This is a genomic window from Paenibacillus albidus (genome assembly GCF_014644435.1).
Classification (GTDB): Bacteria; Bacillota; Bacilli; order Paenibacillales; family Paenibacillaceae; genus Paenibacillus_AQ; species Paenibacillus_AQ albidus.
Genome location: NZ_BMKR01000008.1, coordinates 236,314 through 256,798, shown reverse-complemented (window position 1 = coordinate 256,798; position 20,485 = coordinate 236,314). Strand labels below are relative to the sequence as shown.

13 protein-coding genes and 1 pseudogene are annotated in these 20,485 nt (G+C 51.6%); 10 read left to right on the top strand and 4 right to left on the bottom strand.

The window, feature by feature from the left end:
* Nucleotides 1-305: 305 nt before the first annotated feature.
* A pseudogene (locus tag IEY53_RS36295) lies at nt 306-1,383 on the bottom strand (transposase).
* Nucleotides 1,384-2,367: 984 nt separating this feature from the next.
* On the opposite strand from IEY53_RS36295, the gene hisS reads away from it, so the two are divergent.
* From hisS to IEY53_RS12310, 4 genes are all read left to right on the top strand, one after another.
* A complete protein-coding gene (gene hisS / locus IEY53_RS12325; protein WP_189025250.1) occupies nt 2,368-3,627 on the top strand; it encodes a histidine--tRNA ligase in 1,260 nt (419 codons plus the stop codon).
* Between the two features lie 49 nt (nt 3,628-3,676).
* Nucleotides 3,677-5,461 carry an aspartate--tRNA ligase gene (gene aspS / locus IEY53_RS12320; RefSeq protein ID WP_189025248.1) on the top strand — a complete coding sequence of 595 codons (1,785 nt, stop codon included), beginning with the start codon at nt 3,677-3,679 and terminating at the stop codon, nt 5,459-5,461.
* Nucleotides 5,462-5,588: 127 nt separating this feature from the next.
* Nucleotides 5,589-6,344, top strand: coding sequence for a tRNA threonylcarbamoyladenosine dehydratase (locus tag IEY53_RS12315; RefSeq protein WP_189025246.1), 756 nt, complete (start codon nt 5,589-5,591; stop codon nt 6,342-6,344).
* A 320-nt stretch (nt 6,345-6,664) separates the two neighbouring features.
* Entirely contained in the window at nt 6,665-7,963 is a 1,299-nt protein-coding gene (locus tag IEY53_RS12310; protein ID WP_189025244.1) for an NCS2 family permease, read from the top strand.
* Between the two features lie 70 nt (nt 7,964-8,033).
* Here the strand turns inward: IEY53_RS12310 and IEY53_RS12305 are convergent, their stop codons facing one another.
* From IEY53_RS12305 to IEY53_RS12295, 3 genes are all read right to left on the bottom strand, one after another.
* A complete protein-coding gene (locus IEY53_RS12305; RefSeq protein ID WP_189025242.1) occupies nt 8,034-9,458 on the bottom strand; it encodes a S41 family peptidase in 1,425 nt (474 codons plus the stop codon).
* 128 nt (nt 9,459-9,586) lie between these two features.
* Entirely contained in the window at nt 9,587-10,957 is a 1,371-nt protein-coding gene (locus IEY53_RS12300) for a sensor histidine kinase (protein WP_189025240.1), read from the bottom strand.
* Nucleotides 10,950-11,633 carry a response regulator transcription factor gene (locus tag IEY53_RS12295; protein WP_189025239.1) on the bottom strand — a complete coding sequence of 228 codons (684 nt, stop codon included), beginning with the start codon at nt 11,631-11,633 and terminating at the stop codon, nt 10,950-10,952. Before IEY53_RS12295 ends, IEY53_RS12300 begins: the two co-directional genes overlap by 8 nt.
* 210 nt (nt 11,634-11,843) lie before the next feature.
* Here IEY53_RS12295 and IEY53_RS12290 point away from each other — a divergent pair, with 210 nt between their 5' ends.
* From IEY53_RS12290 to IEY53_RS12265, 6 genes are all read left to right on the top strand, one after another.
* Nucleotides 11,844-14,039 (top strand): HelD family protein, encoded by a 2,196-nt coding sequence (locus IEY53_RS12290; RefSeq protein ID WP_189025237.1) that lies wholly within the window; start codon nt 11,844-11,846, stop codon nt 14,037-14,039.
* A gap of 772 nt (nt 14,040-14,811) precedes the next feature.
* Complete coding sequence (locus IEY53_RS12285) at nt 14,812-15,093, top strand: CD3324 family protein (protein WP_189025235.1); 282 nt, start codon at nt 14,812-14,814, stop codon at nt 15,091-15,093.
* A 174-nt stretch (nt 15,094-15,267) separates the two neighbouring features.
* Nucleotides 15,268-16,572: a replication-associated recombination protein A gene (locus tag IEY53_RS12280; RefSeq protein WP_189025233.1), complete on the top strand. Its 1,305-nt coding sequence runs from the start codon at nt 15,268-15,270 to the stop codon at nt 16,570-16,572.
* 26 nt (nt 16,573-16,598) lie between these two features.
* On the top strand, nt 16,599-16,997 hold the full coding sequence (gene crcB / locus IEY53_RS12275) for a fluoride efflux transporter CrcB (RefSeq protein WP_189025231.1): 399 nt from the start codon (nt 16,599-16,601) through the stop codon (nt 16,995-16,997).
* Nucleotides 16,994-17,356: a fluoride efflux transporter CrcB gene (gene crcB, locus IEY53_RS12270; protein WP_189025229.1), complete on the top strand. Its 363-nt coding sequence runs from the start codon at nt 16,994-16,996 to the stop codon at nt 17,354-17,356. The genes crcB (IEY53_RS12275) and crcB (IEY53_RS12270) overlap by 4 nt, the downstream gene beginning before the upstream one ends.
* Nucleotides 17,357-17,792: 436 nt before the next feature.
* Complete coding sequence (locus IEY53_RS12265; protein WP_229696113.1) at nt 17,793-20,483, top strand: glycoside hydrolase family 9 protein; 2,691 nt, start codon at nt 17,793-17,795, stop codon at nt 20,481-20,483.
* Nucleotides 20,484-20,485 lie beyond the last annotated feature (2 nt).

Here is a 20,485-nt window from a genome sequence, read left to right as displayed (position 1 = left end):
TAAAGCTTGCGAATTGACCTTTTTACTGTGTCCACTCTATTGACAGAAGTACACAGGAGCTCTTATATCATGATCTCTAGCCTAAAACGAAGGCCAATGGATCATTTAGCGGCTTCTGGGTCCGTTTGGCCAGAAAAATGGGCTTGTTTCGGGAAATAACGTTTCTCCGGTCCGTTAAGTCTGTCGACAGCTTATTTTTCCAGAAGGAGGGGGGGGGGCTGTCCCAAAAGTAGATTTTCTATGACCGGAGACAGTTTTCTTCATTCTTAAAACCACAAAAAGTGAGCAGAGCAGCGATTCTCCTGTTATTGAAGAATCGCTGCTCTGCGTTTTTGATCAATTGCAGCTTGCTTCAGTAGATTATGGGCAAGTGAAAGCCACCCGACCTCCAGCGTCACTTTTTCGATGCCGCATCGCCAAAATCGCCGGAATCCCCGGTTGTTCTTCAGTTGTCCAAATACACTTTCCGGTTCCGTCATTCGGCGAATGGCCAAGGCGTAACCTTCTTCACTCCGTAGAATCTCCCAAGCTTGACTCTGGTACCGCAGCCGTTCCAAACTGACGACGACTTCCCGATTTCCTGACGATTTTGTACAACGTTCCTTCAGTAGGCAACCGTCGCAACCTGAGCTTCGGTAATGACGTTTTCGAATTTCATATCCACTCTCCAACGTTTCCTTGCTTTCTTTGCGGAAATGCAGCGTTTGTCCGGCTGGGTACGTCCACGTATCTTCGGCTTCGTCGTACGTCCAGTTCTCAATCTTTCCGACGTTCTCTTTCCACGCTTTGCTCTTTTCTTTGTGGTAGCTGCCGTATTTGACCACAGACTTCATGTGTTCGTTTTCCAAATACGCATAGTTCTCTTCACTACCGTAGCCTGCATCCGCAATCACCGCCCTAGGAAGCTTCCCTAGAATCCGCCTTACCCCATACGAAGGTGTAACGATTGGCGTTCGCCTCGATTTTGGTGCCATCCACAAAATAATGCTCCAGGGAGATATAATTCTCGTCCGCCAGAAATTGAAGGACCGCAGTGAGTATGGTTTCGAGGACATCTTTCATCCGCTGAGCGCGAAAACGGTTGATGGTGCGAAAATCCGGGCACTGCCGTCCAGTCAGCCACATGAAAGGAATGTTTTCACGGACCGCTTTGGCGATTTGCCGGGAGGAATAGATGCGCGGGGTGTAGGCGTAAATAATGACTTTGGTAAGCATTCTGGGATGGTAACTGTCGCGGCCGCCGCCGGGATAGGCAGCGTCAAAGATGGCGTCGTCTAGCCGATTCACCGCTGAGTTAACGACACGAACGAGGTGGCTTTCGGGAATATCTTCTTCCAGATCCAATGGCAAGCAAAGTTGGTTCATGGTATATTGGATGTACAAAAGAAACCTCTCCTTTGGAATGGTTGTGTGGTAACTCCATTTTACCAAAAGAGTGGTTTCTTTTTTGCGTTTTTTTAAGATTGTAGATACGTTTCCCACTTAAACAGCGGAGAGAACGGAACGACCCGCGGAAAAGCGATAGCGTTCGCCTTTGTGTCCGGATTTTTACCGCTAAGAGAAATAAATAAAATTCTGGACACAACAGCGATTGGAACAACGGTCCGTTCGCGGAGCGTCCTCACCGAGCGCAACCGTCTATCCAACTCCAAAAACAAGGGTTGTCCCAGTACCATTTCATGGCTTTTGGGACAGCCCCCTCTCTCTTTTTCATGTAAGGAAGGATAGGAGATTGCCAGAATCCCCGAAAAACGGTATTCTGTGAAAGTACTGAAAACAAAGGATTGTCCATTTAAATAAAACGCTTTCTTTTCTGTAATATACTCGTAATATTACATTCATGATTCCTTAATATACGGTGTTTATAATAAAGACATGACCCCCTTTTTTATAATATATGATGATGGACCTGCAGCCATGGCTGCAGGTCATTTTTTTTCCTTTCTTGACTTTAGCGCAGTGGTTCAGTACAATCTAACAATATAGTGTCAGGTTAATATGATTTGATTTGATGACGGGACCAAGTATTTCGGAACCCACAACCCCAGAGAGGAATCCCATACAGATTCGGATAATGTCTGCTTCAGACAACACGGTCTGCTCGGCTGCAAGGATTCTGTTGATGAACGAATGAATGACCTCCCCGAGAACGCACGGCGAAAGTGGGCATCTTGTTATTTAGCTGCCACGGCCAGTAGCCGATTGCGCGTAGGCGGGCGTTAACCGCTTTGAGCGGATTCTTGTGCCTAGCACAGAACCCGGAATGTGGGTGGTACCACGGGTGAATTATTGGTTATGATAATCCCTCGTCCCTGTTTGTAATGAACAGGGCGAGGGATTTTTTGTTATTTTCAGGAGGGATAGGCTGTGGCAAAAGAAAGATTCGAGAAACCTACAGGCACACAGGATGTGCTGCCGGGCGCTGTAGAGAAATGGCATTATGTCGAGGCAAAAGCCAGAGAACTATGCCGCCGGTTCAACTACCGGGAGATTCGCACCCCCATGTTTGAGCATACCGGACTATTTGAGCGGGGTGTAGGTGAGACCACGGATATCGTGGAAGGCGAAATGTATACCTTCAAGGACAAAGGGGACCGCGATTTGGCGCTTCGTCCGGAAGGAACCGCCGGCGTGGTGCGCGCTTATGTGCAGAACAAGCTGTACGGAGAGCCGGATGTGAGCAAGCTGTATTATATCGGGCCGATGTTCCGCTATGAACGTCCGCAGGCCGGAAGATACCGTCAATTCCATCAGTTCGGCATTGAAGCGTTTGGTGCGGTTGATCCGGCGATTGACGCGGAAGTCATCTCTCTGGGTTTCCAATTCTACAAGGAGCTTGGCCTGAAGAATGTGCAGGTGGAGATTAACTCCGTCGGCAACGCGCCAAGCCGCGCGGCCTACCGCGAGAAACTGCTGGGTTTCCTCAGACCGATGCGCGACAATCTGTGCAGCGACTGTCAGCGGCGCATGGAGCGTAATCCGCTGCGTGTGCTGGATTGCAAGGTGGATCAGGACAAATTCACGGATGCTCCGTCGATTCTGGACAGTCTGGATGAAGAATGCACGAATCATTTTACAAAGGTTAAACTGCATCTGGATACCATGGGTGTCGGATACAGCATTAATCCCCGTCTAGTACGCGGACTGGATTATTATACGCATACTGCGTTTGAGTATAAAGCGGCCGGCATCGGGTCCATTGACACGGTGGGCGGCGGCGGACGTTACAATGGCCTTGTTGAAGAAATCGGCGGACCGGATCAGCCGGGCATCGGTTTCGGGATCGGCCTGGAGCGGATCATGCTGATTCTGGAGGATCAGAAGGTTGAGCTGGAAGCGGTGAAGCCGCTGGACGTGTATTTTGTAGCACTTGGCGAAGAAGCCGATATGGAGATCACCAAGCAGCTGTTCCATTTGCGCAGCCTGGGCTTCTCGGCGGAACGTGATTACCTTGGCCGCAAAATGAAGGCACAGATGAAGTCGGCGGACCGGATGTCGGCGCGCTACACGGCTATTTTGGGCGAAGAAGAACTGAACGGCGGGGTCATTGCCTTGAAATCAATGGCAACAGGGGAGCAGCGGAGCGTTAAGCTGGAGGAGCTGGCTCAGGCGCTCACACGGATATAACCGCAGCATTATCACAATGTATTTTACCAATGAAGGGGTATGATAAATCATGCAAAGAACTCACCACTGTGGACAATTAACGGAATCCCATATTGGACAAACCGTAACCTTAAACGGCTGGGTACAGACCCGCCGCGACCTGGGGGGCGTACTGTTCATCGATCTGCGCGACCGGAGCGGAATTGTGCAAGTTGTATTCAACCCGGACTACTCCGGTGAAGCACTGCAAATTGCCGATAAAGTCCGCAGCGAATATGTACTCGAAGTTACTGGAACTGTAGTTAAGCGTGACGCCGAAACGGTGAACCGCAATCTGCCTACAGGTGAAATTGAAGTGCGGATTACAGGCATTGAAGTGTTGAACGCCGCCAAAACACCTCCGTTCTTCATCGAAGACGGTGTAGAAGTGGATGAGGCGCTGCGCCTGAAATACCGTTACCTCGACCTGCGCCGCCCGGAAATGCAAAAAACCTTGCTGCTCCGCTCGAAGGCGTCGAAGATTTTCCGCGACTTCCTGGACAGCGAAGGTTTCATCGATATCGAAACACCGATTCTGACCAAAAGCTCGCCGGAAGGCGCGCGTGACTATCTGGTACCGAGCCGGGTACATGAGGGTGAATTCTTCGGCTTGCCGCAATCGCCACAGCTCTACAAGCAGCTTTTGATGGTGGGCGGCATTGAACGCTACTACCAGATTGCCCGCTGTTTCCGCGATGAGGACCTGCGGGCCGACCGCCAGCCGGAATTCACGCAAGTCGATATCGAGACCTCGTTCCTGTCCCAGGACGAATTGCTTGGGATGATGGAGAAGCTGATGCAACGTGTGTTCAAGGAGACGATTGGCGCAGAAATCTCGCTGCCTTTCCAGCGGTTGACGTATGCTGAGGCGATGGGCAAATACGGTTCCGACAAGCCGGATCTGCGTTTTGGCCTCGAGCTGATCGAGATGAATGACATTGTGGCAACCAGCGGTGTAAAAGTCTTCGCTTCTGTCATTGAAAAAGGCGGCGAAGTGAAGTGCTTGAACGCCAAAGGCTGCGGCACGTGGACCCGTAAGGAAATCGATGACCTTGGACCGTTCGCTGCACGTTATGGCGCCAAAGGCCTGGCCTGGATTCAAGTTAAAGACGGAGAGTTCAAAGGTCCGATCGTTAAATTTTTCTCCGAAGAAGAAATTGCGGCTGTAAGAGAGCGTACGGGCGCTGAAGAAGGCGACTTGTTGCTATTCTCCGCTGATACCAAAAAGGTAGTGGCCGACGTTCTGGGGGCCCTGCGGGTCAGAATCGGACGTCAACTGGGCCTCATCGACGACAATGTATTCAAATTTGCCTGGGTGACCGAATTCCCGCTGCTTGGTTATGATGAAGATCAAAAACGCTATGTAGCCGAACACCATCCGTTCACACGTCCGATGGATGAGGATCTGCATTTGTTCGATACCGACCCTGGTGCCATCCGTGCGCAAGCCTATGATATCGTCCTGAACGGCTATGAAGTTGGCGGCGGTTCACAACGGATCTACAAACGTGAAGTGCAGGAGAAAATGTTCGATGCTCTCGGCTTCACACCGGAAGTGGCTTATGACAAATTTGGCTACCTGCTGGATGCCTTTGAATACGGCACGCCTCCACACGGCGGGATTGCTTTCGGCTTGGACCGTCTGATAATGCTGCTGGCAGGCCGCACCAATCTACGTGAAACGATTGCATTCCCTAAAACAGCAAGCGCAACTGATCTGCTGATGGATGCTCCTTCCCAGGTGGACAACTCGCAGTTGGAGCAGCTGCATATCAAGCTGGCCCTGAAGCCGAAGAAAGAAAAGGACAAAGAATAGGGGAGAACCACATGTTGCGCAGTATAAGCGCAGCGTGAGCTTCTAAGTTATATATTTTTGCGAACAAACGGCTGTTGCCCTTATGTACAAGTGCGCAGCTGTTTCTTCGACAGGGAGGTTGTACAAGATGCTGCATCAATTCTCACGGACGGAACTGGCGATTGGACCGGAAGGTCTGGACATTATGAAGAACAGTACCGTAGCGGTGCTCGGCATTGGCGGTGTGGGTGGAATTGCGGTAGAAGCCCTGGCCCGTTCAGGGATCGGACGCATTATCCTGATCGATAAGGATGTGGTCGATATTACCAATGTCAATCGTCAGATTCATGCACTGACCACAACCGTGGGCCAAAAAAAAGCGGATCTGATGGTAGAACGTGTGAAGCTGATTAATCCGGATTGCGAGGCCATTGCCCTGAACATGTTCTATACGGAGGAAACGTATGAAGAGCTGTTCAAGTATAAGCTGGATTATGTAATTGATGCTTCGGATACGATCATATACAAGGTTCATTTAATCAAGGAATGTCTTGCCCGCGGGATTCCGATGATCTCCAGCATGGGGGCGGCCAATAAAATGGACCCGACCCGCTTTCAGGTCGCCGATATCTCCAAGACGACGTATGATCCGATTGCCCGTATTATCCGCCAGAAGCTGCGCAAAGAAGGCATCAAAAAAGGCGTGAAGGTCGTATTCTCGACCGAGACGCCAATGAAGCCGCGCCAGGATGTCACGGAGCAGATCGTCCCTGCAGATGCACCGGACCGGCGTAAAGCCAAGCAGCCGCCGGCCAGCAATGCGTTTGTGCCGCCGGTAGCCGGCTTGATTATGGTCAGTGTGGCTGTGCGTGATCTGCTGGAGGCCGGAGGCGTCAGCGTTTAAACGGGAGAGTCCATGTTATCAGCGACAAAAAGGCGTGCAGCCGGATTTCGGCGGCTCACGTCTTTTTGTATGGTCATTTGATTATTTTTCGTGCAAGGCGCGTAGGATTAAATGGCATACTATATATCTTGAACTAATGATTCAGCCTAAAGTAAAAGGAACGAAGGGGAAGTTTGGAACTGGAAGAGCGAAAGCGACCGCCCAAAAGCTTTCCGGAGGAAAGCTCGCATCGTAAGCATAAGCTGTCTGCGGATTGGGCATTTCTTTTGTTCAACTTTTATAGAAAGGCAGCAGAACTTAATTGTCGTGGAGGTTTTGGAATGAAATCGAATTTTTGGCGAAACAGCGTGGGGCTGGAGCCGGACCAGGACTGGAAAAGAGAATGGGCGGCCGGCATCCTGTCGTATTTTGCCTCTGTATATATAGTTATGGTCAATGCAGCCATTCTGCATGATGCGGGGATGCCGCTGCGGGCGGGCATGGTGGCTACGCTGCTTACGGCGATAGCCGGCTGTCTGCTGATGGCATTTGGCGGCAAGACGCCGATCATCGTGGTGCCGGGCATGGGGATTAATGCCTTTTTCACCTATACACTGGTGCACTCCATGAAGCTGGATTGGCGGGAAGCGCTGGCGGTGGTGGTGTTGACCGGGGTTTTGTTTGCTATTGTGGCATTCACTTCACTGTACCGCATTCTCAGCGAAGCCATCCCGCAAAATCTGCAGCATGCGATCACAGTGGGCATCGGGTTGTTTCTGACCTTTATCGGCCTGCAAAAAAGCGGCATTGTAATTGCGCACAGGACAACTTTTGTGGCCATCGGACATTTTAGCGATCCGGCGGTGATTACGTCCTGTGTGACCCTGCTGCTGGCCTTGGTCCTGTTCATTCGCGGCACACGCGGAGGGTTGCTGATCAGCATGCTGGCCGGAACCGGACTCGCCTATTTGCTGGGAGCGGCCCATTTGCCGGAACAGATGGAAACCGGCCATGTCTTCAGCGGGTATGGCGAAGTCTTTACAGGCATGGACTGGAGCGGCATCGTCAGCCTGGTGTTCTGGATTGCCGTATTCCTGCTGCTGCTGATTGTTGTATTTGAGAATATCAGCCTGATCTCCTCCCAGACACTGATGATCGGGCGGCCGGAACGCTTCAAGAGCAGCCTGCGCGCTCTTTCCTTAGCCAATATTGCCGCAGGCCTGTTCGGCAGCAGTCCGGTGGTGGCCGCCGCCGAATCCACGGCCGGCATTGCCGCAGGCGGCCGTTCCGGCCTGACCTCGCTGGTCACCGGGCTGCTGTTCGGCGCGACCTTCCTGTTCATCCCGCTGCTCGCCTATATTCCGGACAGCGCCATTGCGCCGATCCTGATTGTGATCGGCGGTCTGATGGTGCAGAACGTACGCGAGATGGATTTGAGTGACATGACCGAGCTGTTTCCGGCCTTTCTGGTCATGGTCATGATTCCTTTCACTTACAGTATCGTGGACGGCATGGCATTCGGATTCATCACTTATCCTATTGTGAAGCTGGCCATGGGCCGGGGCAAGGAAGTGCCGCCAGCCTTGTACGGCATCGCCGGCCTGTTCGTGGCGAATTTCATCCTGCATGCCCTGCTGTAGTTCGCTGCTTTTGACTCTTTGGCTGCATCTTTGGTTCGATCTATAGTCATTCAAGCGAGATAGGCACGTCTCAAGGTGCCGCTTTCAGCAGTTCCATAGCCCGGATGAGAACGGGGTCCTTGTGGGCATCAATATCGGCTCGCTTAATCAGCAGCTCTTCATCCGGCGGCAGACCGAGCTGCTCGTAATTGATGCCTTCGGTTGAAGTATAAAGTTCATTACTAAGCGTGACTAACCATTTATTCGGCAGCAGGTTTAACAGCATATTCGAGAATACCCCGAAGGTCTTTTCGCCGATAACTGTTGCCCTGTCCAGTTCTTTCAAGGCCATCGTCCCTGTCTCCGCTGCGCTTGCTGTTAATGGACCCGTCAGCACCACGATGTTGTCAGCTGTAAGCCGCTGCCTTCCCGGCTCAATATAAATCGGGAAGGGCTCGGAAAATTCCCGGTATCCGCCTGTCCTGACCTGTTTGAAATACGCCAGCTTTCGTTCATCGGTGAACAGACCGGCCAATTTCAATCCGTAGAAGTCATCACCTCCGCCATTGAAGCGCATATCGATAATAAAGTTCCGGCAGTCCGCCAGATCCGTTACCATTTCGGACAGCGCTTCGTCAATTTGCTGCGCATCAGACACATTAAAATGAATCAGCTTGATATAAGCGTCGCCGCTTTTCGTTCGGCCATAGAGAATGCTTCCGTCGAGCTTGCTCTTTAACGCTCCTTTAATATACTCTGTTTCTATATTGTTTTGCATGGACTCCTGATTTGCTTTGTAAAACTCCTCTCGTTCAACCGTTTTGGTAGAGAAAAATTCCTCGCCTATGATTAGATTGGTATGCCCGTCGTTCAGCTTCCCAAGCATTTCCTTGAAGATTTGCTCCAGCTCCTTATCGGAGGTGGCGGCGTTTACTTTCGGCTTATACTCCTTGTACACCGCTTTCCAGTCTACCTTTACGATAGGAAAGAAACTGAAATTTTCTTCGAAGGTTTTCCAGAACACTTCAAAATTGTCAACCGGGTCTTTGCTGAAGCCTTTAAACGTTACTTCGGGTAAATGATCAATCCGTTTAAAACGATTTACAAAGCCCAAATTATCAGTCAATCTGCCGTTGTTAAAGCGCCCCAACCTAATATCCTTACCTTCAAGCGACTTGGTGTTGCCATAAATAATATTCATATAAATATCGCCGTCCTCCTCCACATGACCTTGACCAAACGGCAGCAAGCTATCCTTGGTGTAGCTGTAGAGGATAACCGATTTGCTGTCCATTTCCAATATGTAATTATAGCCGACTTCCGACTGCCAAAGTTGACGCTGAGCCGCATCAATTACGGGCGGCTGCTCCTTGTCCCCCTTCACATTTACTAAACGCTGAGCCGCATCAATTACGGGCGGCTGCTTCTTGTCCCCCTTCACATTTACTAAAGTGTACAGGCCCGCTGCGCTGACAGCCAGAAAGATACAGATTGCGATCCACAGATTTCTTTTCAAATGAATTCCTCCTTCAAATAAATGACCTTACCGCAATCAAAATAACACTGAGTTTATTGCTTCTTATTCTGGAAATTATTCTGTTCATGCATAACATTCTACTTAGGGCTTTGACTGTGAATAGATGATTACAATTCAGGCTCAGCAAAATGTTGGGGAAAGGTGACCCGGAAGGTGGTTCCCGTCCCGACTTTGCTGGACACTTCGACTTGTCCATGATGGAGATCCACAATTTGCTTTACGATGGACAGACCGATGCCGTTGCCTCTGACATTCCGGTTTCTGGCTTTGTCCGCTTTATAGAACGGCTTGAAAATTTGGCTGAGGTCTTCCTCCGCTATACCGATGCCGTTGTCCGTAATGGTGACCAGCACGTTCTGCCCTTGCTTCCGGGCTGCCACGATGATTCTTCCCTGATGGCCGGTAAATTTGATGCTGTTGCCAATGATATTGATCCACACCTGATTCAGCTGGTCTTCATCGGCCAGGATGGAAATCGGCTCCAGTATCAGCTGGATATCCAGATTATGGATGAACCATTGCGGTTCAAGCCGAATTACGGATTTTCGCAGCTGCTCATCCAGGCGAAACGTTTGCGGTGCCAGCCGCAACTGCTCGTGTTCCAGGCTGGATAATTCCAGCAAATCAACACACAGCCGGGATAGCCGGTTGCTCTCTTCCTCAATAATACTCAGCAGCCGTATACGGCTCTGCTCGTCCATAGGCTTGTGCTTCAGTACATGGGTAAACCCTTTAATCGACGTTAAAGGAGATTGAAATTCGTGGGATACATCGGCAACAAACCGCTTACGGATCGTATCGAGTCTCCCCAATTCAGCTCTCATGGTGTTAAAGCTTCGGGTAAGCTGTCCGATATCATCGCTGCGTTTAGTATGAAGGCTGACGCTGAAATCACCCTTGGCCATTCTTTGCGTGGCACGGGTGAGCACCTGCAGCGGCCTGACAATATACCTGGTCGCTATCAGAACCAGAACGCTTCCCAAGCCTAGAACAAAAAACTGCAGAAACTCAGTCAAGTCATTAATTTCATCCAGTAAAATGCTCACTTGTGTAGTAATAAATATCGCATGTGGCAAACCGTTCAGCATAAAAGGCAGGCCGACTGTAATATCTCCATTCTCATTGGACTGCTTGTGATAACCGGCGTTCTGCTTTAGCACCTTTTGCAGATAGGGCTGAACTTCCTGCTGATCCATCACCGTTCTCCCCGGATAAAGCAGCGTTCCGTAACTGTCATAGATCTGTACGGCATAGAAAGGAAAGGAGTTGCTTATTTCCATAAGAGTCTTCTCACCTCCCTGCTCCACTTGCTTGTATACCTGGACAATCATTTCAGCGTTGGCAATCATTTTCTTTTGCACAGTGGACTCTACATGGCTTTCATAAAAATAGTTGATAATTAACCCGCCTAGAATCACGCTGATGGTTACAATGCACAGAAAGGTAATGACGATGCGGGCGTAAAGCGATTTAATCACAGTAAACCTCCAGACGGTAACCCATACCGCGCATGGTAACGATTCGGAAGTCTTCCGTATACTCCTGAAACCTGTCCCGCAGACGATTGATATGCGTGTACACCGTCCGTTCATCGCCATCATACCCGTACCCCCAGAGGTCGCAAATAAGCATATCACGGGTAAAGATTTGGCCGGGATAGCTGGCCAGCCTGTACAGTAGCTCAAATTCCTTCAGAGGAAGGGTCCAATAAGCGTCGGTATCCGACAAAAAAACCTGATAGCTTCTTTTATCCAGCGTCACTCTGCCGAGAGTAAGGGTTTGGGAGGTGGCAATCCGGTACCTTTTAAGCAGCGCCTTTACCCGCATGACCATTTCTATGGGATCAAAGGGCTTAATCAGGTAATCGTCCGTCCCTAGTTGGAAGCCTTTAATTTTATCCGCCGACGCATTCCTTGCCGTAATCATCAGCACCGGCGTGTCGCCCGCAGCCCGCAGCCGTCTGCACAGCTCCCAACCGTCCATTTCAGGCATCATAATGTCCACAATGACCAAATCGACGGAATGATGTTCATAATAATCCCACGCTTCCAGGCCATTTGTTTGTTCCACGATTTCCATACCTTCGTCTTTCAATAACAGACCTACCAGTTCGCGAATATGTGTATCGTCATCCACTACCAAAATCGTTGTCATGTCCAGTTCACCTCATGCGCCATTATTCTTTAATTATAGCATCCAGTCTGGTTCTGAATTTAAACTCAGGTTAAACGGAACATTACAAATATACAATTATGAAATATATGGATTTCGGGTTCCAGGTGTGCTACAATGAGTATCCTTTTTGTGTGAACAGAGGGATGAGGACTACTTAAGCTCACAATAACTTTTAGGAGGTAACTGAAATTGGAAGAAGATTTTCAAAGTGCCTATCAAGAGGAAGAAAGCAGGCTGAACAGCGCGCTGCAGGAGATTGATACTACACTGGAGAGACTCCGCAGTATTCCTGTGTATACGGGGCATGAATACACGGAGCAGGTACTGGAGGACTCCAGAGAACAGCGGCGCAAAGATCTGGCCAAGCTTAGGCAGGAGCCTTATTTCGGACGGCTTGATTTTCAGGGCAATGACGAGAACGAAAGAAAGCCGCTGTATATCGGCAAAATCGGCGTAGACCGTGAACAGGTAAGCGACCGCCCGCTGGTCATCGACTGGCGTGCACCGGTAGCAAGCCTGTTCTATTCGTTTACCGGAGGTACGGAACCGGCCTCTTATGAAGCGCCGGAAGGATTGATTGAAGGTTTGGTCTATCTTAAACGCAACGTGGTGATCCGCAAGCAGATTCTGGAACGGGTGGCGGATACCTATAACCGCGACAGTGACGGGCCCGCCGTATCGGATGAATTCCTCGTCTACCGGCTGGGTGAGAACAAGGACAACCGGCTGCGAGACATCGTCTCGACGATCCAGGAGGAGCAGGACAAGATTATCCGGGCGGCCAAAAATACGGCGCTGATCATCCAGGGCGTAGCGGGAAGCGGCAAGACTACGGTTGCGTTGCACCGGCTCGCTTTTCTGCTGTATCAATACAAGGATCAGGTGTCGGCGGAGAAAATGATAATTTTTGCCCCAAACCGGATGTTCCTGGATTATATCTCGGACGTATTGCCTGAACTGGGGGTCGGCAATATTGCGCAGAGCACCTTTCCGGACTGGGCCGCGGGCGTGCTTGACCTAACGCTGCCGGAGCAGGATGCCACGGAGACGATGAACCGCTGGTTCGAAGCCGAGGGAGCAATGCCGGAGATTACAGAGGAAACGCCAGGCCGCTTCAAAGGCTCCACGGCACTGATGGGCATTATCGAGGCCAGTATTAAGCTGCTTGAGGGCAGTTCGGTGCCGGAAGGGGACTTCATTCCCTGGGAAGGTGCGGTGCTGCACAGGTCCATGATTCTGCGCTGGCATAATGAAGAGTATGCGCCTTATCCTCCGGCGAAACGCAAGGAACGCGTAATGGCGCGGATTCACCGCTGGATCGAAATGGAGCTCAAAAAAAGCCCGTCCGCCGCAGCGATGAAAGAGCGCAAGAAAAAGGGTGCACAACGCGAGAAGGCGTACAGCGGCAAATGGCCCAAATATGAACCTCTGACGATATACAAGCAGATTTTCCGTGCGGTGAAGGTGCCGGGGGATTGGCCTGCGGAAGCGCCGGAGGAAATCCCGGCGGAGGTGCTCAAGGAGACAGCCAAAGCGCTGAAGAAAGGCATTGTGCGGGAAGAGGATCTTCCGCCGCTGCTGTACATTCATTATCTGCTGAACGGCAATGAAAGTGTCAGCCGTTTCGACCATATTGTCATTGACGAAGCCCAGGACTTCTCTCCTTTTCAGATTGCCATCCTGGATTTGTATGTGCGAGGACATTCCTTTACTATTCTTGGAGATTTGTCGCAGGGGATTCATGCGTATAAAGGTGTCCATGCCTGGGACGAAATGCAATCGCTGTTCGCTCCCGAGCATACAGCCTATCACGCGCTCACGCGGAGTTACCGTTCGACCATGGAGATTATTGAATTCGCCAATGGAATCCTGTCTTCGGGGGTACATAGTCCGCTGCTTGCTGTACCTGTGTTCCGCAGCGGCAATCCGGTTCGTCTGATCGGTTATGGAGAACAAGGGCCTGAATGCCCGGCAGATGAGACGGACCGGATAAGTGCTGTGCGTTCAGCATTGGCAGCATTATCGGGCCGGGAATACCGGACCGTAGCGGTGCTGGCCCGTACACTCCGTGAAGCGCAGGAGCTGTACACTGTGCTCGCTGCCCACTTTGAGGATATCCACCTGATCGATGGCAGCATGACCCAATATATGGGCGGGCTGTCGGTGCTGCCGGTGTACTTGTCCAAAGGTCTGGAATTCGATGCGGTCATCCTGACGGATGCGGATCTAGATCACTACGGTACAGCAGCCTGGGACGCGAAGCTGATGTACGTCGGCTGTACCCGGGCGCTGCATGAGCTGTGGCTACTCCATAACGGAAGAATGCCCGCCTATGTGCAAGCCACTGGAGAAGAGACAGTCTTGGGTTGGCCGGTGCTGGAGTAGCTAGTTAAGTCGTGCTTTCCCGCCCGCCGCGCTGCGCCGCCCCGCCCCGCCGCAGTTCTGATGTATTTGGTACAGTAGAATCGCTCCGGGATGGCTTAAAAGTCGATTCTGATGTATTTTGTACAGTGAGAAATTAGAAATCTGGTGTTTTACAGCCTTTACTGCTGTTTCTGATGCATCAAATGCAGTCAAATTGAATATGAGCCGGGTTATCTCGCATCCTGATGTACAAAATGCAGTGGACGGATGAACGAATGGATGGATAGATGGAAGATAGATGGATAGATGAGATAGATGGATAGATGACGAATGGCTGGACTCCATCTTCTCAACCTGGTATTGGCGGTGGCCGACCACGGGAAAGTAGCACCCCGTTGGGTAATAAAAACAGCCCTCTCTTCTTGGTGAAGAACAGTTATAACTGTTCTTGAACTTGTAACATGCTTCCAGGTATGGCTTAATAATAAGTGTCCGGCCGGGCAGATTACTTCTGGAAGGAGGCTGATTGAGATGATTTCAGTATACGAGGTGGTTTCCGTCTAAGACGGAAACCTGCACATGGGGAGGCCGTAAGGCCTCCTTTTTAAGAATAAGCATCTATAGCAGACATTAACATCAGAATGTAGACGCTACCCTCAGGTTTTTATATAATGAAAATACGGTATTTACCAAATATGCGAAAAGCGAGGAAAGGAGGCGGGTGATTTGAACACTTTGAGCCATGTATTGAATGTTGCCAAAGGAACACACCTGTTGAAGGAGGAAATTAAGCGTGAGTTACGTCAATGGGAGGGATGTGCTTCCCCCTAGATTGCTTGAAGAGCTTCAAGGCTATATCCAGGGAGAATTGCTCTACATCCCCAAGAAAACGGAGCAACGGGTAAGATGGGGTGAGAACAGCGGTTCCAGGCAGGAGATTGCGAGCCGCAACGAGGAGATTTACGGCTGTCACCGGGACGGCTGCTCCGTAACCGAACTCCAGAAGAAATACCATTTGTCAGAAGAAAGCATCCGCAAGATCATCTCAAAAATGCGGCTGGCGTTGAACCGCTAGGCCTGGATTTTTGAACAAAGAGCATGGCTCCGTCTGGGTGGGACGAGGTCATGCTCTTTTTAATTGAGGGCGGTTCCTCACACGGCTTCTTTGTCAGGGAAGGGATTCTCTACGCTGCAATATGGTATGATAGAGAGAGTTGCCCAGGCAAATTTAAGCCAAGGAAGTGTTGGTATGGATTTATTTTCTTTCGGAGAGGAAACCGGGGACGGACGGCTGCTTGCAGACCGCATGAGGCCGGAGAATCTCGATGAATATATTGGCCAGGAGCATATCGTGGGCCGGGGGAAGCTGCTGCGCAGAGCCATTGAGGCCGACCAGGTATCTTCGATACTGCTCTATGGACCGCCGGGATGCGGCAAGACGACTCTTGCCCATATCATCTCCCATCATACGCAAGGGGAGTTTGTACGCCTTAATGCCGTTGAAGCTTCGGTCAAGGATGTGCGGGAGGTCATTGAGCGCGCGCAGAGCAACAAGGCGCTGTATGGCTCGAAGACGATCCTTTTTCTGGATGAGGTACACCGCTTTAACAGTTCCCGGCAGGACGCGCTGCTGCCTGCTGTAGAGAAGGGGACGATCATTTTTATCGGCGCGACTACGGAGAATCCGTTCCATTATGTCAACGGGGCCTTGATGAGCCGCTCGACATTGTTTCAGCTGGAGTCTCTGACGCGGGAGCATAGTCTGATCGCTATGAAGAGAGCTTTGGCCGATAAGGATAGAGGACTCGGGTTCATGGAGCTTCAGGCAGACGAAGAAGCGCTGCAGCATATTGCCTCGATGGCCAACGGAGATATCCGGCGGGCGCTGAATGCGCTGGAGCTGGCGGCGCTGACAACTGCGCCGGAGAGTGACGGGAGCGTGCATATTACGCTTGAAGTGGCGGAAGAGTCGATTCGCAGGCCTATCGTCAAGGCCGATGAGTCCACGCAATATGATGTGCTGTCCGCTTTTCACAAAAGCATCCGCGGCTCCAGCGACGCCGCGTTATTCTGGTTCCTTTATGCCGTGGAGAAGCTTGGCATGGACCCCATGACCTTCATCCGGCGGCTGATCGCCGCCAGCAGCGAGGATATCGGCCTGGCCAATCCGCAGGCTATGGTGCAGGCGGTCAGCGCGCTGGATGCCTACCGCAACAACGGCTGGCCGGAGGCCAAGCTGAATATCGCCCAGGCCATATTATTCGCGGTGGAGAGTCCGAAATCCAATGCCGTGTATCTGGCGATTTCCAAAGCGATGAACAGCATCGAGGAGCTGAAGTCGGCCGAGGTGCCGCTGCATCTGCGCGATACCCATTATAAAGGTGCATCTGCGCTGGGTCATGCCGGCTATCAGTATCCGCATGATTTTCCCGGCCATTATGTAAAGCAGGATTATTTGCCCAAGGCCATCGCAAAACGGGTCTTCTATCAGGCTACCGAGCAGGGCAATGAGGCCAAGATTCGCCACAACCAGGCACTCCGGCGCGAGCGGTAATCTTAGGAGAGGGAGAAGATTGTGATATGTACAACCTAATGTACATTGCCGCCGGAGCCTTTTTCGGTGCATTGTGCCGTTATGGCCTCACGCTTGTTCTGCCGGTGCAGAAGAACGGATTTCCCTTATCCATCCTGCTGATTAATTTTCTGGGCTGTCTGTTCCTGGGCTGGTTCTTCACGGCTGCATCGCGGGCGGGCAGCTATCCTCCGCATTTGCGGCTGATGATCGGCACCGGATTTACCGGCACTTTTACCACCTTTTCGTCTTTTACGGTAGATACGGTTAAGCTGCTGGAGAACGGATTCTTGGGAACTGCAAGCTTGTATCTCGCCATAAGTATTGCCGGCGGGCTGCTGTTGTCCTGGGCAGGCATTCTGCTCGGCGGACGTATCCGTATTCCCCGGAGCGGGAGGCAGCCATGATGTGGTGGGTAGGCGTTGGAGGGGTTTTGGGTGCGGTCAGCCGTTATCAGCTGGGCCTGGCCGTAAGCCGTAAAACAGGAACGGACTTTCCATGGGGGACTTTGCTCATTAATGTCCTGGGATCGTTGCTGCTCGGAGTACTTGCAGGCGCAAGGGGAGTTTTGCCTGAGGCGTTGTATTTGTTCGGCGGGACGGGATTCTGCGGCGGATTTACAACGTTCTCAACCTTTGGTTATGAGACGATGCAGCTACTGGAGCGGAAGAAGCTGGCGGGAGCCGCTGTGTATGTGGGAGCCTCCGTGGCTGTAGGACTGCTCGCCGCTTGGGCGGGGCTCAATCTGGTGCAGTTTTGGCTATAGCAGTGCCTGGGATTACAAAGTCGATACAATCTAACTTGAAACTGCAGGAGCGCCAGTGACCTAAGGGCGCTCTTCTTAATGGGGATTTTTCCAACTAACTCTTCCCAGCAAATGACAAGCACTGATTGGAGCAGAGAGCACAAAAGATATAGCAGAAGTTTATATATTTACATATATTCCTAAAAATAATAGGTTATTTACTGTAAATATATAGTATTTTCCCAGAATGTATGGTATATTTTGACATAGGGTGACATAGACCCTGCAAATCATCCCGAAAGTGAGGTGAAACCGCTAATTCTGTGCAGCTTGCCAAATGCAAACCCGGGGAGGTGTGTAAAGGGACGTTGGATCTTAGCTTCAGAATAGGCTGAAGAGAGGGGAAAGCGAAATGGGCAAATGGTTAAAGAAAGGCGGTTTTTTATTTATCACTATTATGGTAACGCTTACATTAAGAACCGAGGGCTGGGGATATCGAAATGTTACCGGGGCAGCAGCTGCTGATTACAATTATGCCGAAGCCTTGCAGAAATCAATTTATTTCTATGAAACGCAGCGCTCCGGCGTTCTGCCGGACAGCAACCGTGTAGAGTGGAGAGGCAATTCAGGCCTGCTGGACGGATCGGATAAGGGACTTGATCTCACCGGGGGATGGTATGATGCGGGCGACCATGTCAAGTTCGGTCTGCCGATGGCCTATACTTCCACCATGCTGGCCTGGTCGGTGTATGAGTATAAGGAAGGGTATGAGCAGTCGGGTCAGCTGGAAGAAATTTTGGACAATATCCGCTGGGCTACAGACTATTTTATTAAAGCCCACACCGCTCCGAATGAGTTGTGGGGACAGGTAGGCAACGGTACGGCGGACCATAATTGGTGGGGGCCGGCTGAAGTGCTGCCGATGGCGAGACCTTCCTACAAAATTGATGCAGCGCACCCTGGATCGGATCTGGCGGCGGAGACCGCCGCAGCACTGGCTTCGGCTTCAATCATCTTCAAGGAGTCGGATGCAGCTTATGCAGACAAGCTGCTCGTGCATGCAAAACAGCTGTACAGCTTTGCGGACCAGTACCGCGGCAATTACTCGGACAGCATTACCGACGCCCAGCAGTACTACAAATCGTGGAGCGGGTATGCGGATGAACTCAGCTGGGGAGGAATCTGGCTGTATCTGGCCACGGAGGATCAGACCTATCTAGATCAGGCCGTTGCCGCCAGTGAGCTGTGGAGCAAGGATCAATCCGGGAATTGGGGTTACCAATGGACACAGTCCTGGGATGACAAGCATTATGGGGCCCAATTGCTGCTCTCACGCATTACCGGTGATCCTACTTTCATTCAGTCTACGGAGAAAAATATGCAGTATTGGACAACAGGGGCAGGAAGCTCTGCTGACCGTGTCAGCTATACGCCCGGAGGGCTCGCCCACCTGGATCAGTGGGGTGCGCTACGTTATGCGGCCAACCAGGCTTTCCTCGCTTTTGTCTATTCCGACTGGGTCAGTGATCCTGTAAAGCAGGCTTCGGCGCGTTCCTTTGCAGAAAAACAGATTACCTACATGCTGGGTGACAATCCGCGCAACAGCAGTTATGTCATCGGCTATGGCAATAATTCACCCCGGCATCCGCATCACCGCACCGCGCATGGTTCATGGGCGGACAGCCAGACGGTTCCGGTAGACCACCGCCATGTGTTATATGGTGCGCTTGTCGGCGGACCGTCCAAGACGGACACCTATTCGGATACTATTGGCGATTATGTCTCTAACGAAGTGGCGACCGATTATAATGCCGCCTTTACCGGGGCGCTTGCCAAAATGATGCTGCTTCACGGGCAAGGGCAGCAGCCGCTTCCGGACTTTCCACCGGCCGAGACAAGGGATGATGAACTCTTCGTAGAGGCTTCCGTCAACGCCAGCGGCAGCAACTTTGTGGAAATCCGTGCGCTGCTCAACAACCGGACCGGCTGGCCGGCTAGGGTAACCGATCAATTGTCCTTCCGATATTATCTGGACCTTAGTGAGGCGGCAGCCGCAAGTTATGGGCCGGAGGACATCACAGTGACTGCCGGAGGCTACAACCAAGGGGGAGTGGTGTCCCCGCTGCTGCCTCACGATGAAGCCAATCAAATTTACTACACCGAGATTGACTTTGGCGGGACGGCAATCTATCCCGGGGGACAATCGGCATACCGGAAAGAAATCCAGTTCCGGATTGCAGCTCCGCAGAACACAAGCTTCTGGAGCAATGGGAATGACTTTTCGTTCCAGGGAATCGCCTCAGGCGGTGCCGCACCGGTGAAGACTGTGAATATTCCGGTATTTGACGCCGGGGTACACGTATTCGGTGAACAGCCATCCGGCGGCGGCAACCCCGGTGAACCGCAGGTGCCGGCACGCCCTTCCGGTGTAGTGGCGGTGCCCGCCGATGCAGCTGTTCGCTTAAGCTGGAACAACGTTACGGGGGCCACTGCATACACCATTAAACGCTCAACCGTCAGCGGTGGGCCTTACACTGCAGTCGGCCAAACGGCCTCACCTGCCTACAGTGATGAAGGGCTGGTGAACGGGACGACCTACTACTATGTGATTACTGCCACGAATCATGTGGGCGAAAGCACAGCATCGGCTCAGGTCAGTGCCCAGCCGCGTGATACGCCGTCTCCGGCCACGGGGGATTTGAAGGTGTTGTATCGTACGAACGATACGAATGCCGGAGATGCGCAGCTGCGGCCCCAATTCCGGATCGTGAATACCGGAACGGAAGCTGTGGCGCTGAGCGGACTTAAGCTCCGCTACTACTTCACCGTTGACGGGGACAAGCCGCAGGAATTTCATTGCGACTATGCTGTTGTGGGCAGCGGGAATGTGAGCAGCAGCTTCGTGAGGCTGGACCCTGCTTCAAGCGGAGCGGATTACGCTCTTGAAATTTCATTTGGCGCCGGTGCGGGAAACATCCCTCCGGGCGGCGACAGTGGCGAAATTCAGACCCGCATCAACAAAACTGATTGGACTAGCTACAATGAGAGCGACGATTATTCTTACAACGCTGTGCAGCAAGACTTTGCAGACTGGGATAAAGTAACACTGGTTCAACAAGGAACACTTGTGTGGGGTTTGGAACCATAATC

What these genes read in the sequence shown, in the direction of transcription:
- IEY53_RS12315 (WP_189025246.1), top strand. Translation starts at nt 5,589, where the DNA reads ATGCTGCATCAATTCTCACGGACGGAACTGGCGATTGGACCGGAAGGT.
- IEY53_RS12295 (WP_189025239.1), bottom strand. Translation starts at nt 11,633, where the DNA reads ATGACAACGATTTTGGTAGTGGATGACGATACACATATTCGCGAACTG.
- IEY53_RS12265 (WP_229696113.1), top strand. Translation starts at nt 17,793, where the DNA reads ATGGTAACGCTTACATTAAGAACCGAGGGCTGGGGATATCGAAATGTT.
- crcB (WP_189025229.1), top strand. Translation starts at nt 16,994, where the DNA reads ATGATGTGGTGGGTAGGCGTTGGAGGGGTTTTGGGTGCGGTCAGCCGT.
- crcB (WP_189025231.1), top strand. Translation starts at nt 16,599, where the DNA reads ATGTACAACCTAATGTACATTGCCGCCGGAGCCTTTTTCGGTGCATTG.
- aspS (WP_189025248.1), top strand. Translation starts at nt 3,677, where the DNA reads ATGCAAAGAACTCACCACTGTGGACAATTAACGGAATCCCATATTGGA.
- IEY53_RS12310 (WP_189025244.1), top strand. Translation starts at nt 6,665, where the DNA reads ATGAAATCGAATTTTTGGCGAAACAGCGTGGGGCTGGAGCCGGACCAG.
- IEY53_RS12280 (WP_189025233.1), top strand. Translation starts at nt 15,268, where the DNA reads ATGGATTTATTTTCTTTCGGAGAGGAAACCGGGGACGGACGGCTGCTT.